Origin of the sequence: Streptomyces katrae (assembly GCF_000717655.1) — a bacterium.
In the GTDB taxonomy this organism is placed as follows: domain Bacteria; phylum Actinomycetota; class Actinomycetes; order Streptomycetales; family Streptomycetaceae; genus Streptomyces; species Streptomyces katrae_B.
The window spans coordinates 325289-339386 of record NZ_JNZY01000001.1; the positions used below are offsets into that span (position 1 = coordinate 325289).

13 protein-coding genes are annotated in these 14098 nt (G+C 73.5%); 8 read left to right on the plus strand and 5 right to left on the minus strand.

Features of this window, described 5'->3' with window-relative positions; genetic code table 11:
* Window positions 1-40 precede the first annotated feature (40 nt).
* Window positions 41-2128: a DEAD/DEAH box helicase gene (locus tag IF09_RS0101585; RefSeq protein ID WP_030291172.1), complete on the minus strand. Its 2088-nt coding sequence runs from the start codon at window positions 2126-2128 to the stop codon at window positions 41-43.
* 452 nt (window positions 2129-2580) lie between these two features.
* On the opposite strand from IF09_RS0101585, the gene IF09_RS0101590 reads away from it, so the two are divergent.
* Window positions 2581-3339 (plus strand): ferritin-like fold-containing protein, encoded by a 759-nt coding sequence (locus tag IF09_RS0101590; protein WP_030291173.1) that lies wholly within the window; start codon window positions 2581-2583, stop codon window positions 3337-3339.
* Between the two features lie 134 nt (window positions 3340-3473).
* Here the strand turns inward: IF09_RS0101590 and IF09_RS0101595 are convergent, their stop codons facing one another.
* The 4 genes from IF09_RS0101595 to IF09_RS0101610 all read right to left on the minus strand — a co-directional run bounded on the left by IF09_RS0101595 (window position 3474) and on the right by IF09_RS0101610 (window position 5377).
* Window positions 3474-3776, minus strand: a complete 303-nt coding sequence (locus IF09_RS0101595; protein WP_030291175.1) for a hypothetical protein — start codon at window positions 3774-3776, stop codon at window positions 3474-3476.
* A gap of 130 nt (window positions 3777-3906) precedes the next feature.
* Complete coding sequence (locus IF09_RS0101600) at window positions 3907-4134, minus strand: DUF3107 domain-containing protein (RefSeq protein WP_030291177.1); 228 nt, start codon at window positions 4132-4134, stop codon at window positions 3907-3909.
* A 167-nt stretch (window positions 4135-4301) separates the two neighbouring features.
* Window positions 4302-4958 carry a TetR/AcrR family transcriptional regulator gene (locus tag IF09_RS0101605; RefSeq protein WP_030291179.1) on the minus strand — a complete coding sequence of 219 codons (657 nt, stop codon included), beginning with the start codon at window positions 4956-4958 and terminating at the stop codon, window positions 4302-4304.
* A gap of 203 nt (window positions 4959-5161) precedes the next feature.
* Window positions 5162-5377: a hypothetical protein gene (locus tag IF09_RS0101610; RefSeq protein ID WP_030291180.1), complete on the minus strand. Its 216-nt coding sequence runs from the start codon at window positions 5375-5377 to the stop codon at window positions 5162-5164.
* Window positions 5378-5522: 145 nt separating this feature from the next.
* Here IF09_RS0101610 and IF09_RS0101615 point away from each other — a divergent pair, with 145 nt between their 5' ends.
* From IF09_RS0101615 to moeZ, 7 genes are all read left to right on the plus strand, one after another.
* Complete coding sequence (locus IF09_RS0101615; protein WP_030291182.1) at window positions 5523-6509, plus strand: alpha/beta fold hydrolase; 987 nt, start codon at window positions 5523-5525, stop codon at window positions 6507-6509.
* A 347-nt stretch (window positions 6510-6856) separates the two neighbouring features.
* Window positions 6857-7996 carry a DUF3152 domain-containing protein gene (locus tag IF09_RS0101620; protein WP_078613008.1) on the plus strand — a complete coding sequence of 380 codons (1140 nt, stop codon included), beginning with the start codon at window positions 6857-6859 and terminating at the stop codon, window positions 7994-7996.
* Window positions 7997-8269: 273 nt separating this feature from the next.
* Complete coding sequence (locus tag IF09_RS0101625; protein ID WP_078612992.1) at window positions 8270-10018, plus strand: DUF3492 domain-containing protein; 1749 nt, start codon at window positions 8270-8272, stop codon at window positions 10016-10018.
* Entirely contained in the window at window positions 10015-10911 is an 897-nt protein-coding gene (locus tag IF09_RS0101630; RefSeq protein WP_051831991.1) for a hypothetical protein, read from the plus strand. The genes IF09_RS0101625 and IF09_RS0101630 overlap by 4 nt, the downstream gene beginning before the upstream one ends.
* 124 nt (window positions 10912-11035) lie before the next feature.
* Window positions 11036-12091, plus strand: a complete 1056-nt coding sequence (locus IF09_RS0101635) for an NAD-dependent epimerase/dehydratase family protein (RefSeq protein WP_030291197.1) — start codon at window positions 11036-11038, stop codon at window positions 12089-12091.
* Window positions 12079-12828, plus strand: coding sequence for a spherulation-specific family 4 protein (locus tag IF09_RS0101640; protein WP_030291199.1), 750 nt, complete (start codon window positions 12079-12081; stop codon window positions 12826-12828). The genes IF09_RS0101635 and IF09_RS0101640 overlap by 13 nt, the downstream gene beginning before the upstream one ends.
* A gap of 78 nt (window positions 12829-12906) precedes the next feature.
* Window positions 12907-14085: an adenylyltransferase/sulfurtransferase MoeZ gene (gene moeZ, locus IF09_RS0101645; RefSeq protein WP_030291201.1), complete on the plus strand. Its 1179-nt coding sequence runs from the start codon at window positions 12907-12909 to the stop codon at window positions 14083-14085.
* Window positions 14086-14098 lie beyond the last annotated feature (13 nt).

Below are 14098 nucleotides of genomic sequence, written 5' to 3' on the forward strand. Positions count from 1 at the left end.
TGGGAAGGGGACCGGGGCCACCGGACGGCGGAGCGGGGGATCAGGCCTCCGCGGTCTCCGCGACGGCCTTGCGGGTCCGGGTGCGCTTCGGCTTGGCCGGGGCCTCCTCGGCGGCCGGCGCGGCCGCAGCCTCGACGACGGCAGCGGCGGCCTTGCGGGTCCGGGTGCGCTTCGGCTTGGCCGGGGCCTCCTCGGCCACCGCGGCGGCCTCGGCGACCGGAGCGGCCTCCGCGACCTTGCGGGTCCGGGTGGTGGCGGTGCGGCGGGCCTTCACCGGGGGCTCCACCGGCGGGGCCACCTGGAAGTCCGGCTCCGGGGCCGCGTCGACGACCTTGCGGGTCCGGGTCCGGCGGGCCTTGACCACCGTCTCCGCGGCCGGAGCCTCGGCGATCGGGGTCACCTGGGCGAGGACCGGCTTCTGGGTCGGGACCCGGCGGGCCCTGACCGGTTCGGCCTTGACGGGCTCGGCGTTGACCGGCTCGGCCGGCGGAAGCTGCTGGGCCTCCGGCTCGGCTGCGGCCGGCGCCTCGGCGGCCTTGCGGGTCCGGGTCCGGCGCGCCTTGACCGGGGCCTCCTCGGCGGGAGCCTCGACGACGACCGGGGCCACCGGGGCGGCCTCGACGACCGTCGCGGCCGGGGCCGCCTCGGCCACGGCAGCCGCAGCGGCGACAGCCGTCGTCACGGAACGCGTCCGGCGGCGCCGCGGCTTGCGCGGCTCGTCGCCGGCCGGAGCCTCGGGGGCCTCGGCCTCGACCACGGGGGTGACGGCAGCGTCCTCGGCACCGAGCTCGGCCCCGCCGCGCGTACGGCGGCGCTGGCGCGGGGTGCGCGTACGGGCGGGACGGTCCTCGACCACTGCAGCAGCAGCAGCGGCGGCGGCCGGGCCACGGCCACCGCGGCCACCGCGGCCGCCGGTCTCGCCCAGGTCCTCGAGGTCCTCGGCCTTCAGGCCGGCCCGCGTGCGCTCGGCGCGCGGCAGGATGCCCTTGGTGCCGGCCGGGATGTTCATCTCCTCGAACAGGTGCGGAGACGTGGAGTACGTCTCGACCGGGTCGTGGAAGTCCAGCTCGAGCGCCTTGTTGATCAGCTGCCAGCGCGGGATGTCGTCCCAGTCGACCAGGGTGACGGCGATGCCCTTGTTGCCCGCGCGGCCGGTGCGGCCCACGCGGTGCAGGAAGGTCTTCTCGTCCTCCGGCGTCTGGTAGTTGATGACGTGGGTGACGCCCTCGACATCGATGCCGCGCGCGGCGACGTCGGTGCACACCAGCACGTCGACCTTGCCGTTGCGGAACGCGCGCAGCGCCTGCTCGCGGGCGCCCTGGCCCAGGTCGCCGTGGACGGCTCCGGACGCGAAGCCGCGCTTCTCCAGCTGCTCGGCGATGTCGGCCGCGGTGCGCTTGGTACGGCAGAAGATCATGGCCAGCCCGCGGCCCTCGGCCTGCAGGATGCGGGAGACGAGCTCCGGCTTGTCCATGTTGTGCGCACGGAAGACGTGCTGCTTGATGTTGGCGACGGTCACGCCCTCACCCTCGGGCGAGGTGGCGCGGATGTGCGTCGGCTGCGTCATGTACCGGCGGGCCAGGCCGATGACCGCGCCCGGCATGGTCGCCGAGAACAGCATCGTCTGACGCTTGGCCGGCAGGTAGTTGATGATCTTCTCGACGTCGGGCAGGAAGCCCAGGTCGAGCATCTCGTCGGCCTCGTCCAGGACGAGGGCCTTGACGTGCGACAGGTCGAGCTTGCGCTGACCGGCCAGGTCGAGCAGGCGGCCCGGGGTGCCGACGATCACGTCGACGCCCTTCTTGAGCGCCTCGACCTGGGGCTCGTACGCGCGGCCGCCGTATATGGCGAGGACGCGGACGTTGCGGACCTTGCCCGCGGTCAGCAGGTCGTTGGTGACCTGGGTGCACAGCTCGCGCGTCGGGACGACGACGAGGGCCTGCGGGGAGTCGGTGAGCTGCGCGGGCGTGGCCCGGCCGGCCTCGACGTCCGCGGGGACGACGACCCGCTCCAGCAGCGGAAGGCCGAAACCGAGCGTCTTGCCGGTTCCGGTCTTCGCCTGGCCGATGACGTCCGTGCCGGAAAGGGCGACGGGGAGGGTCATCTCCTGGATCGGGAAGGGGGACACGATGCCGACGGCCTCAAGGGCTTCGGCCGTCTCGGGAAAGATCCCGAGGTCTCGGAACGTAGTCAGGGTGCTGCCTCTTCTGTGAGACGCGGCGCGAGGCGGCGAGGGGGGTCGTACCGTGCCTGGCTTGCAGTACTGCAACGTACATACGAAGCTGCGCGGGACCACTAGCCTTCGCTCAAGCGCTTGTGCCGCTGAGGGGGCCCCTCGTGGAGAGGCGGTACGCATGGACGTACGCATCACGCCGAGGGCGGTCGGGTGGAGCCGATCGGGCCACCGACCGGGCATCCTCATTCGGATGGCCCGCCGAGTATCCGGCAGGCGCATTACCACTGTACCCCGGAATCGCGCAGCTGTGTCGGGTGAATTCACCTGGTAGCCGCGTTTGGGCGGACCGCTGGTGACCGCATGCGGTGCCTTGCAGGGCGTTCCGGCGGGCTATTGTGCGGAGCATGTCGACCGTTGAAAACGCATCGCCCTCCGACGACGGCGCCGCCGCCCAGGCGACCGGGATCGCTGCCCAGGACTGGGCGACCGCCTCCGCCTCGCCGCAGTACCGGGCCGCCGTCGTGGACCTGCTGGGCGCACTCGCGTACGGAGAACTCGCGGCCTTCGAGCGCCTCGCGGAGGACGCGAAGCTCGCACCCACCCTCGACGACAAGGCCGAGCTCGCGAAGATGGCCTCCGCGGAGTTCCACCACTTCGAGCGGCTGCGCGACCGGCTGGCGGCTATCGACGCCGAGCCCACCGCCGCCATGGAGCCCTTCGCCAAGGGCGTCGACGACTTCCACCGTCAGACCGCACCGTCGGACTGGCTGGAGGGCCTGGTCAAGGCCTACGTCGGCGACTCGATCGCCAGCGACTTCTACCGCGAGGTCGCCAGCCACCTGGACACCGACACCCGCGCCCTGGTCGTGAGCGTGCTGGACGACACCGGCCACGGCGGCTTCGCCGTCGAGAAGGTGCGCGCCGCCATCGAGGCCGACCCGCGTTGCGGCGGCCGGCTCGCACTGTGGGCCCGCCGGCTGATGGGCGAGGCGCTCTCGCAGGCGCAGCGCGTGGTCGCCGAGCGCGACGCGCTCTCCACGATGCTGGTCGGCGGCGTGGACGGGATGGCGGCCGGCTTCGACCTGGCGGCCGTCGGCGAGATGTTCACCCGGATCACCAAGGCGCACACGAAGCGGATGGCCGCACTGGGCCTCGCCGCCTGATCGTTTACCTGCTCGTCCCCACGTGCCCGTACGTCGGCCCCGGCGCGGAATCCCGCGACGGGGCCGACGTACGTGGTCACTGAGAGGAGTCCGAGTCCGAGGAGTCCGAGGGGCCAGAGGAGTCCGGGGACCGGTCAGCCCTGCGACGGGAGCGAAAACGGAGCCCGGTGGGATGAGCGCCGGGGCCCTCCGCCGGGACGCAGCAGCAGCGACAGCACCACCGCGGACACCAGCACCGAGCCGATGAGGGTCGCGGTCAGCGTGTTGTGCCCCGGGCCGAGCGCGAACTGCGTGAGATAGGCCCCGAACAGCGCTCCCAGCATCCCGCTGACCAGCACCACTCTCGGGGACGGCAGCCGCTGTGCCAGCACCCGCACGGCCACTCCGGCCAGGGCGAGGCCCAGGAGGGCAGAGCCGAGCGCTTCCATCAGCAGCATGTGGGCCTCCCGCAGGTCAGGGGCAAACCGGTTCACTGCGGTCCTACCCGAAGCGGAAGAAAGGGAAACGGCCCGGTGGGATCAACCACCGGGCCGTTCCACCCAGTTCTCGGACGCCGGTCGCGCTGCGTCAGAGCGCGCCGAAACCGACCTTGCGCACGCTCGGCTCGCCCAGGTCGACGTACGACAGGCGGTCGGACGGCACCAGGACCTTGCGGCCCTTGTTGTCGGTGAGGCTCAGCAGCGGCTCCGAACCGGTCAGCGCGGCGGTGACGATGCGCTCCAGCTCCTCGGCGCTCAAGTCGCTCTCCAGCACGATCTCCCGGGGTGCGTGCTGCACGCCGATCTTGACCTCCACGGCTTTGTCCCTCCGATGGTCGGTTGTGCGCGATCAGCCGCGCCGTACCGGTCCACATTAGCCCGGAGAGGGGACGCGAATGCGGCGGTCCGGACACGCTCGCAGCGAACAGCGGCCACGTCAGACCGCGTCGGGCCGACGGGGCGGGCCGGCCCGACGGGACGAGGTCAGGCCTGCGCCGCCTGCCCGCCCTCCGTGCCGTGCAGCGGGAAGCCGGCGATGCCGCGCCAGGCCAGGGAGGTCAGCAGACCCACCGCCGTGTCGCGGGCGACCGGGCTCTCGCTGGAGAGCCAGTAACGGGCCACGACCTGCGAGACCCCGCCCAGGCCCACGGCGAGCAGCATCGACTCGTCCTTGGACAGGCCGGTGTCCTCGGCGATCACGTCGGAGATGGCCTCGGCGCACTGCAGCGAGACACGGTCGACGCGCTCGCGCACCGCCGGCTCGTTGGTCAGGTCGGACTCGAAGACCAGCCGGAACGCGCCGCCCTCGTCCTCCACGTACGCGAAATAGGCGTCCATGGTCGCGGCCACGCGCAGCTTGTTGTCCGTCGTCGACGCGAGCGCCGTGCGCACGGCGAGCAGCAGGGCCTCGCAGTGCTGGTCCAGCAGCGCCAGGTAGAGGTCGAGCTTGCCCGGGAAGTGCTGGTACAGCACCGGCTTGCTGACTCCGGCACGCTCGGCGATGTCGTCCATCGCCGCCGCGTGGTAGCCCTGCGCGACGAAGACCTCCTGGGCCGCGCCCAGGAGCTGGTTGCGTCGGGCTCGGCGCGGCAGTCGCGTGCCCCGGGGCCGCGCTGCCTCCGTCTGCTCGATGGCTGTCACGCCGCCTCCCACTTTCTCTAAGAACACAGTGCGCTCTGCGCCGCGCCGCCATCGTACTTTTCGGTAACCGAATCTGTAGGGTCGAAGCCGAGTTTTCTCGCTGTTCGGACCGCCCGGAGGCGCTGGTCAGCGGTGCTCGGCACGGGTACCGCGCGGTAGCTTCGAGCTGGGGCCGCCTCCGGGGCCGCCGGGCCCCGGGGGAGTCAGCGGTAGTCGTCCTCGTCCAGGGTCACCACCCGCGCCTGCTCGACGGCGTCCCCGTCCGCAGCCTCGTCGCGGTCCACCCCGGTGACCCGGTCGTCGTCATCGGGCTGCAACTCGGCCAGCTGCTCCGCCGCATCGGCCTCGGGCGCCTCGGCATCGAGGGTTTCCCGGAATCGTTCCTGGAAGGTTTCCGGCTCTGCGGGGTCGACGGTCATGTGGCTCCCCTTCTTCCCTCACCCCTCGTGGGCCTGCCCTATGTACGAGCCTAGGAGGATCGCGAATACCCCGCTACGCGGATCCCATGCATCTGTGACGCCGAACACAAGAGTCCGGACGTGATCGTCTCGTAACATTGGCCGCATGTCTTCGACCGAGCTGCCGGGTGTGCGATCCACATCCGAGCCGTCCCCCCAGGTGGGAGCCGTCCACGTCGCCGAGGGGGAGCAGCTGCGCACCGCCGTGCTGCCCGGACTGGAGCTCGCCGTCCGGTCGCGGCCCCCGCGGCGCACGGATCTGCCCCCCGCGCTGTTCGTACACGGACTCGGCGGTTCGTCGACGAACTGGTCGGACCTCATGCTGCAGTTGGCGGACACCGTCGACGGCGAGGCCCTCGACCTGCCCGGTTTCGGCTGGTCCCCGCCGCCCGCCGACCGGGACTACTCGGTCACGGCGCTGGCCCGCGCGGTCATCCGGCACCTCGACGCCGCCGGCCGGGGCCCCGTGCACCTCTTCGGCAACTCCCTCGGCGGCGCCGTCTCCACCCGGGTCGCGGCCGTCCGCCCCGACCTGGTGCGCACGCTCACGCTGGTCTCGCCCGCGCTGCCCGAGCTGCGGGTGCAGAGGTCGGCCGTGCCGACCGCGCTGCTCGCCGTTCCCGGGATGGCTTCCCTGTTCGGCCGGCTGACCCGCGGGCTGACGGCCGAGGAACGCACCCGGGGGGTGACCGTCCTCTGTTACGGGGACCCCTCACGGGTGACGCCGGAGGGCTTCGGGCACGCCGTCGCGGAGATGGAGCGGCGGATGGCCCTGCCGTACTTCTGGGACGCGATGACCCGGTCCTCGCGCGGCATCGTCGACGCCTACACCCTCGGCGGGCAGCACGGGCTGTGGCGCCAGGCACAGCGGGTACTCGCGCCGACCCTGCTGGTCTACGGTGGCCGGGACCAGCTGGTCTCGTACCGTATGGCGCAGAAGGCGGCGGCGTCCTTCCGGGGTTCACGGCTGCTGACCCTGCCCGAGGCCGGCCACGTGGCGATGATGGAATACCCAGAGGTCGTGGCGAACGCCTTCCGGGAGCTGCTGCACGACACCGACCGGGATACCGAAACCGAAGACGGCAGAGGCTGAGGACCGTGGGACGACATAGTCGCAAGGGGCCCGCTCCGGCCCCCGCCCCTGTCCGCCCGGCACCGGTGGCGGAACCCGCAGCGGATTTCCCGTCCGGGGAGCACGTGGCGTACGGGGAGCAGCCGCCGTACACCGAGTACCCGCCGTATAGGGAGCAGCACCCTCCGTACGAGGAGCGCCTTCCGCACCAGGAGCACACTCCGTACCAGGGGTACGGGTACCCGCCACACCAGGGGCACCAGGAGGCCCCGGGACACCAGGAGGCCCTCCCGCACGAGGAGCAGTTCCCGTACGAGGAACCGCGCGGCGGCCACCCCGAGCAGCGCGAGCCCGGCGGCGCCTGGGGCGTGGGGCCCGACGCGGTCTACGGGGACTGGCACGGCGTACCGCGGGCGCGCCGTTCGGCCGCCGCCGTCATGGACAGCGACACGCCGGCCTTCGGCACCCCCGCGGTCGGCTTCCCGCAGGTGACCCTCCCGCAGCCCCCGGCCGACCCCTTCACCTCCACCGGCACGCACGGCCTGGTGCCGGGACCCCGTGCGCCGATGACCGCGGCTGCTGCGGCGCCGCCGGTGGCGCCTGCAGAGCCCCTGGCTCCGGCCGCGCCCGCCGCCCCCGCCGAACCCGGCGAGGAGCAGACCGGGACCGGTCGCGGGCGAAAGGTGCGTGCGTACACCGGAATGGCCGCCGCGGCCGTCACCACCGTGCTCGCCGTCGTCGTCGCCGTGCAGATGGCCACCGACGGCGACAGCGGCTCCTCGCCCACCGCCCGGGCCGCCGGCGACAACCCGAAGCGCGCCGAGCCCGGCCGGTCCCCGGCCTCCCGCTCCGACGGCAGGGCGACCCCGGCCGCACCCGCCGCGTCGGCCGCACCCGCCGTGGAGCTCTCGTACGAGCAGAAGATGGCCCAGCAGCTGCCCATCGACGAGAAGCTGAAGGGACCCGGGACCTTCGACACCGTCCCCGGTGTGGCTCCGGCGCCCGGCAAGGGCAAGAAGATCCGCTACCGGGTCGACGTCGAGCAGGGGCTCGGCCTGGACGCGCAGCTGTTCGCCGAGGCCGTCCACCGCACCCTCAACGACGACCGCAGCTGGGGCCACGGCGGGACGAAGACCTTCGAGCGGGTGCCCGGCGGCGAGGCCGACTTCGTCATCACGCTGGCCAGCCCCGGCACCACCGGCGTGTGGTGCGAGAAGTCCGGTCTGGACACCACCGTCGACAACGTCAGCTGTGACTCCGCTTCCACCGAGCGGGTCATGATCAACGCGTTCCGCTGGGCGCAGGGCTCGCCGACGTACGGCGCGGACCAGATGTTCGCGTACCGGCAGATGCTCATCAACCACGAGGTCGGACACCGGCTCGGGCACGGGCACGTGAACTGTCAGACTCCGGGCTCGCTCGCGCCGATCATGCAGCAGCAGACCAAGTCGCTGGACATCGGCGGCATCCAGTGCAAGCCCAACCCCTGGGTGTTCCCCGGCAATTGACCACCGGGGGCGGCGAGCTGCCGCCGTGTCGGGCCCGGCCCGTCCGCTCCGCGCCGAGCGGGAGAGCCGTGAGGGGCGCGAGAGGTACGAGGGCCGCAGGCCCTTTGTAGCGCGCTCGAACGCGGGCCGCAGGCGAAAGTTACGACTCTTCACCCCTTCCGGTGGCGCGACGGACAACCGTCCGTCGCGTCATCGGCATATCCGCTTGAGTTTCCCGCGGCGGGTCACCGGACAGACGGCGACCGCCTGGACGGGAGATCGGGGGTGCCACTCGTGCGGATCGGACTGCTCACGGAAGGTGGTTATCCGTATGCGACGGGAGAGGCGAGGCTGTGGTGCGACCGGCTGGTCCGCGGGCTGCCGCAGCACGAGTTCGAGCTCTACGCACTGAGCCGCAGCGCCGAGCAGGAGGAGCGCGGCCGGGTCGTCCTCCCCGAGCACGTCACCCGCGTCTGGACCGCCCCGCTCTGGGCCCCGGCGGACGACGGCCGCACGTACTCCCGGCGTGAGCGCCGGCGTTTCGCCGAGTGCTTCAAGGACCTGGTCCGCGGGATCTGCGCGGGCGAGCCCGAGCGCTTCGCCGCCGGCCTGTACGGGCTCGCCGAACTCGCCCGGGAACAGGGCGGGTTGTACGCGGCCCTGCGCTCCGAGACCGCGGTCCGGACGGTGGAGTCGGCCTGCCGGGCCCCCGGCGCGCTGCGCTCCGTCCAGCGCGCCCAGGTGGCCGACCTGCTGGACTTCGTCGACGAACTGGAGCGGCTGCTGCGGCCGTTGTCCCTCGACTGGTACGAGGACCTGCGCGAGGTCGACGTCTGCCACGCGGCCGCGGGCGGGGTGGCCGCGCTCCCCGGCCTGCTGGCCAAACGCTTCTTCGGGGTCCCGCTGCTGGTCACCGAGTACGGGGTCCAGCTGCGGGCCCACTACCTGGAGCACTCGGCGGACGCTTCCCCCGGGCAGGGAGGCCCCGGGGGCACGGGAGCGGGCCGAGGCGCCCCCCGGCCCGCCGTCCGGGCCCTGCTCGCGGCCTTCCACATGCGGCTGGCGGCCGAGATCTACGCCCGGGCCGACCTCCTGACCCCCGGCAACGCGCACGCCCGGCGCTGGCAGGAGCGCTGCGGCGCCACACGGGACCGGCTGCAGACGGTGTACCCGGGGATGGAGGCGGACCGATTCGCCGCCGTCGGCGAGGACCCGGACTGCGGGGACCCGGACACCCTGGTCTGGGTCGGCCGGATGGAGCCCGCCAAGGACCTGATCGCGCTGCTGCACGCCTTCGCCGAAGTGCGCAGGGCCGCCCCGGACACCCGGCTGCGGATCTTCGCGACCGCCGTGGTCCCCGGCTACCTCGCCGACTGCCGCTCGCTCGCCGCGCAGCTCTTCCCCGACGAGGCCGCCGACGCCGTCACGGCCGGGGAGAACCCCGTCACCTTCGAGGAGATCGGCGGGCCCGAGGCCCCCTCGCCGGCCGACGCCTACGGCTGCGGGCGGGTGGTCGTGCTGTCCTCGGTGATCGAGGGCTTCCCGATCAACCTCGCCGAAGCGATGCTCTGCGGCCGGGCCACCGTGTCCACCGACGTCGGCGGCGTGTGCGAGGTCATCGGCGGCACCGGCCTCGTCGTCCCGCCGCGCAATCCGCGGGCGCTGGCCGACGCCTGCCTGTCGCTGCTGAGGGACCCCGAGCGGGCCCAACGGCTCGGCGCGGCCGCCCGGGCCCGGGCCCTGGAGCTGTTCACCGTCGAGCAGAACGTGGCCGCCTTCAAGGAGATCTACCTGCGGCTGCTGGCCCGCGGACCGGCACGGCCCGACGGCGGGATCCCCTTCGAGCAGCCCCCCGAGGCCCGGGTCCCGGGCCACTGGACGAGCCCCACCTGGGCCGCTGCGGCCGCGGCTGCGGACCGGGCACCGGCGGCCCCGGCCGGCGCGCCGGGCGCGGGTCCGGGCGCGGGCGAGGCTCCGGGCGGCGCCGGCCCGGCTCAGGCCCGGACCCCGGCCACCACCACGACCACGGAGGCGACGGTATGACCCTGGACGAAGCCGCCCCCGTCGCCCCGGCCCCCCGCCGCAGGGCCGGCGGGGATCCCGTCAAGACACTGCTGCACCGGCACCGGGCGCTCTGCGAGCGGGCCGTGGACCCGCTGGAGATCGCCGCCGGGCTGGAGGTGCAGGGCATCACCGACCGCACCGCCGCGCGCTTCCGGCACCGGGACGTGTTCTCGCTGGCCGAGGAGCTCTACGCCCGCACCCCGCGCGGGGACGAGCCGGCCGCGCCCCGTGCCGTCCGCCCGTCCGACGCCCGGGCGTTACGCGGCTTCGGGTACGCCCTGCTCCCCGGGGCCCTCGCGCTCGGGGCGGCTGCCGCCGGGGTTCCGTACGCCGGGCCCGTCGCCGTACTCGCCACCGTCGCCGCCCTGGTGTGGCCCCGGCGGACGGGGCGGGCCGCCGCGGGGCGGTTCCCGTACGCCGCGCTGCTGCTCGCCGCGGCCGTCGTCGGCTGGGCGGTGCACCGCCACGGGACGCCCCTCGGAGTCGGACTCGCACTGGCCGCGGCCCCCGGCCACCTGGTCGGCGCCGCGTACGCCGCCCGCGCCCGGAGCCGGCTCGCCGCCAGCCGCGCCCTGGAGGACTTCGCCGACCGGGCCCGGCCGCTGCTGGTCGCGACCGCCCTGGCCTTCGCCGCGACCGCCGCGGGGGCGGCCGCGCTCGCCGGGACCCCGCCGGGCGTGGCCGTACCGCTCGCCGTACTGCTCTTCCTGACCCGGCTGCTGCTCGTGCACGGCGCCCCGCGCGGGCCCGTCGCCGCAGCCCTGGCCCTCGCCCTGGTCCCGACCCCGCCGGCGGTGACCGCCGCCGCCGCGGGGCTCCTCGTACACGCCGTCCTCGTGCTGTCCCGCGCGTCCGCGCACGCCCGGTCCTGAGCCGGAGCGTCCCCTTACCGCCGCCGCTTTCCGGAGCCGTACCCACCCCTACCCCCGACCCCCCTGCCCATCGACCAAGGAGACACAGGATGACCGGCCAGCCAACCAACCGAGGGACCGCGCGATGAGGGTGCTGCTGATCGGAGCCAACGGATACCTCGGTCGCTACGTCGCCGACCGGCTGCTCGCCGACCCCGCCGTCCAGCTCACCGCCCTCGGCCGCGGCGACGACGCGGACGTCCGCTTCGACCTCGCCACCGGCAGCCCCGGCGCCCTCACCCGGTTCCTCGACGCCGTCCATCCGGGCGTCGTCATCAACTGCGCCGGCGCCACCCGCGGCGGGGCCCGGGAGCTGACCCGGCACAACACCGTCGCCGTGGCCACCATCTGTGAATCCCTGCGCCGCAGCGGCTGCGGGGCCCGCCTCGTCCAGCTCGGCTGCGCTGCCGAGTACGGTCCCAGCCAGCCCGGATCGTCCACGGCCGAGGACGCCGTGCCGAGACCGGGCGGACCGTACGGCGTGAGCAAGCTCGCCGCCACCGAGCTGGTGCTCGGCTCGGGGCTGGACGCGGTCGTCCTGCGGATCTTCTCGCCCGTCGGACCCGGCACACCCGCCGGATCCCCGCTCGGCCGGCTCGCCGAGGCCATGCGGCGCGCGATGCAGAACGGGGACGGCGAGCTCAAGCTCAGCGGGCTCGGGGTCCAGCGCGACTTCGTGGACGTACGGGACGTGGCGCGGGCCGTGCACGCCGCCTCGCTCTCCGCCGCCCAGGGCGTCGTCAACATCGGCACCGGGCGCGCGGTCCGGTTGCGCGACGCGGCGGCGGTACTGGCCCGGGTCGCCGGGTACGGAGGCGCCCTGCACGAGCTCGACGTACCGCAGCACGGGCAGGGACACGGCCACGGACCCGGTCACGGCGCCGGGCACGGCGTCGGCCACGGGCTCGGGCCCCAGGGCCGCTCGCCCGGGCTCGCCGCCATCGGCGCCCCGCGCTCCGAGGCGACGGCCGAACAGCTCGCCGCCGGCGGCGCGGCGCCGGCGTACCCGTACCCCGACGGCTGCGGCGCCTGGCAGCAGGCCGACGTGCGCACGGCCCGGGACCGGCTCGGCTGGCGGCCCCGGATCAACCTGGAGGAGTCCCTCGCGGACATCTGGATGGAGGCGGCGTGCCGCATCTGACGACGGCAGCCACGGCGGCCGCCGCGACCGGGGCGGGCCGCCTCGGCCTCGGCGCCCCCGGCTACGCCCACCCGCTGCTCGCCCCGGTCGAATGGGCCGAGCTGACCCGGCCCGGGACCCCGCTGCACTGGACGGTGCTCAATGTCACGGACGGGCCGGGCGGCCGGCCCGACCCGCACTGCACGGAGGCTGCCGCCAAGCTCCGGGAGGCCGGCGGCACCGTGCTCGGTCATCTCGCGATGCGAGACGGGACGCGGTCGTTCGGCGAGCTCGTCTCCGACGCCCACCGCTTCCTCGACTGGTACCGGGTGGGCGGCTTCTACCTGGCCGACGCCCCGGCGGACGAGGCCGAACTGGCCGAGGTGCGCCGGGTCGCCGACACCCTGCGCGGGCTCGGCGACGGCCTCCGTATCGTGCTGGGACACGGCACGCACCCGCACCAGGGCTATGCGGAGGCGGCCGACCAGCTGGTCACCTTCTCCGGGGCCTGGGCGGACTACCGCTGGTCGCAGGTGGCGGAGTGGACCGCCGAGTACCCGCCCGAGCGCTTCTGCCACCTGGTCCACGGGGTGCCGCGGACGCACCTGGAGGAGGCCGTCCGGATCGCCCGCTGGCAGGGCGCCGGCACGGTCTGGTTCACGGACCGGGGAGGCGCCGCCGGGCGCGATCCGTGGGCCTCGATGCCCGCGTACTGGGACGAAATCGTCTCGCGGATCGGGACGGGTGTCTCGGAATGAAAAGGGGCGTGGCAGTGTTACGCGACAGAACAACCTACAAATGCTCCCCGCGCCCGCGGGGATGACCCTGGAGTCCCCGTGTCGCTGCCACCCCTGGTCGAGCCAGCTGCTGAGCTCACCGTTGACGAGGTCCGCCGGTACTCGCGTCACCTGATCATCCCCGACGTCGGGATGGACGGCCAGAAGCGCCTGAAGAACGCCAAGGTGCTGGCCGTGGGTGCGGGCGGACTCGGCTCCCCCGCCCTCATGTACCTGGCCGCGGCCGGTGTGGGCACGCTGGGCATCGTGGAGTTCGACGAGGTCGACGAGTCGAACCTGCAGCGCCAGATCATCCACAGCCAGTCGGACATCGGCCGCTCCAAGGCCGAGTCCGCCCGTGACAGCGTGCTGGGCATCAACCCGTACGTGAACGTGGTCCTTCACGAAGAGCGGCTCGAGGCCGAGAACGTGATGGAGATCTTCAGCCAGTACGACCTCATCGTCGACGGCACGGACAACTTCGCCACGCGCTACCTCGTCAACGACGCGTGCGTACTGCTGAACAAGCCGTACGTGTGGGGCTCGATCTACCGCTTCGACGGCCAGGCCTCGGTCTTCTGGTCCGAGCACGGGCCGTGCTACCGCTGCCTGTACCCGGAGCCCCCGCCGCCGGGCATGGTCCCGAGCTGCGCCGAGGGCGGCGTGCTGGGCGTGCTCTGCGCCTCCATCGGGTCCATCCAGGTGACGGAGGCCATCAAGGTCCTCACCGGCGTCGGCGAGCCGCTGGTCGGCCGCCTGATGATCTACGACGCCCTGGAGATGCAGTACCGCCAGGTCAAGGTCCGCAAGGACCCCGACTGCGCGGTGTGCGGCCCGAACGCGACGGTCACCGAGCTCATCGACTACGAGGCCTTCTGCGGCGTCGTGTCGGAGGAGGCGCAGGAGGCGGCGCTCGGCTCCACGATCACTCCGAAGCAGCTCAAGGAGTGGATCGACAACGACGAGCCGATCGAGATCATCGACGTCCGCGAGATCAACGAGTACGAGATCGTGTCGATCCCCGGCGCGAAGCTGATCCCCAAGGGCGAGTTCCTGATGGGCACCGCCCTCCAGGACCTCCCGCAGGACAAGCGCATCGTCTTGCACTGCAAGACGGGTGTCCGCAGTGCGGAAGTCCTCGCGGTCCTGAAGTCGGCGGGCTTCGCGGACGCGGTCCACGTCGGCGGCGGCGTGATCGGCTGGGTCCACCAGATCGAGCCCGAGAAGCCGGTCTACTAGTCACGTCCCGGAG

What these genes read in the sequence shown, in the direction of transcription:
- IF09_RS0101590 (WP_030291173.1), top strand. Translation starts at nt 2,581, where the DNA reads ATGTCGACCGTTGAAAACGCATCGCCCTCCGACGACGGCGCCGCCGCC.
- IF09_RS0101595 (WP_030291175.1), bottom strand. Translation starts at nt 3,776, where the DNA reads ATGCTGCTGATGGAAGCGCTCGGCTCTGCCCTCCTGGGCCTCGCCCTG.
- IF09_RS0101610 (WP_030291180.1), bottom strand. Translation starts at nt 5,377, where the DNA reads ATGACCGTCGACCCCGCAGAGCCGGAAACCTTCCAGGAACGATTCCGG.
- IF09_RS0101615 (WP_030291182.1), top strand. Translation starts at nt 5,523, where the DNA reads ATGTCTTCGACCGAGCTGCCGGGTGTGCGATCCACATCCGAGCCGTCC.
- IF09_RS0101630 (WP_051831991.1), top strand. Translation starts at nt 10,015, where the DNA reads ATGACCCTGGACGAAGCCGCCCCCGTCGCCCCGGCCCCCCGCCGCAGG.
- IF09_RS0101635 (WP_030291197.1), top strand. Translation starts at nt 11,036, where the DNA reads ATGAGGGTGCTGCTGATCGGAGCCAACGGATACCTCGGTCGCTACGTC.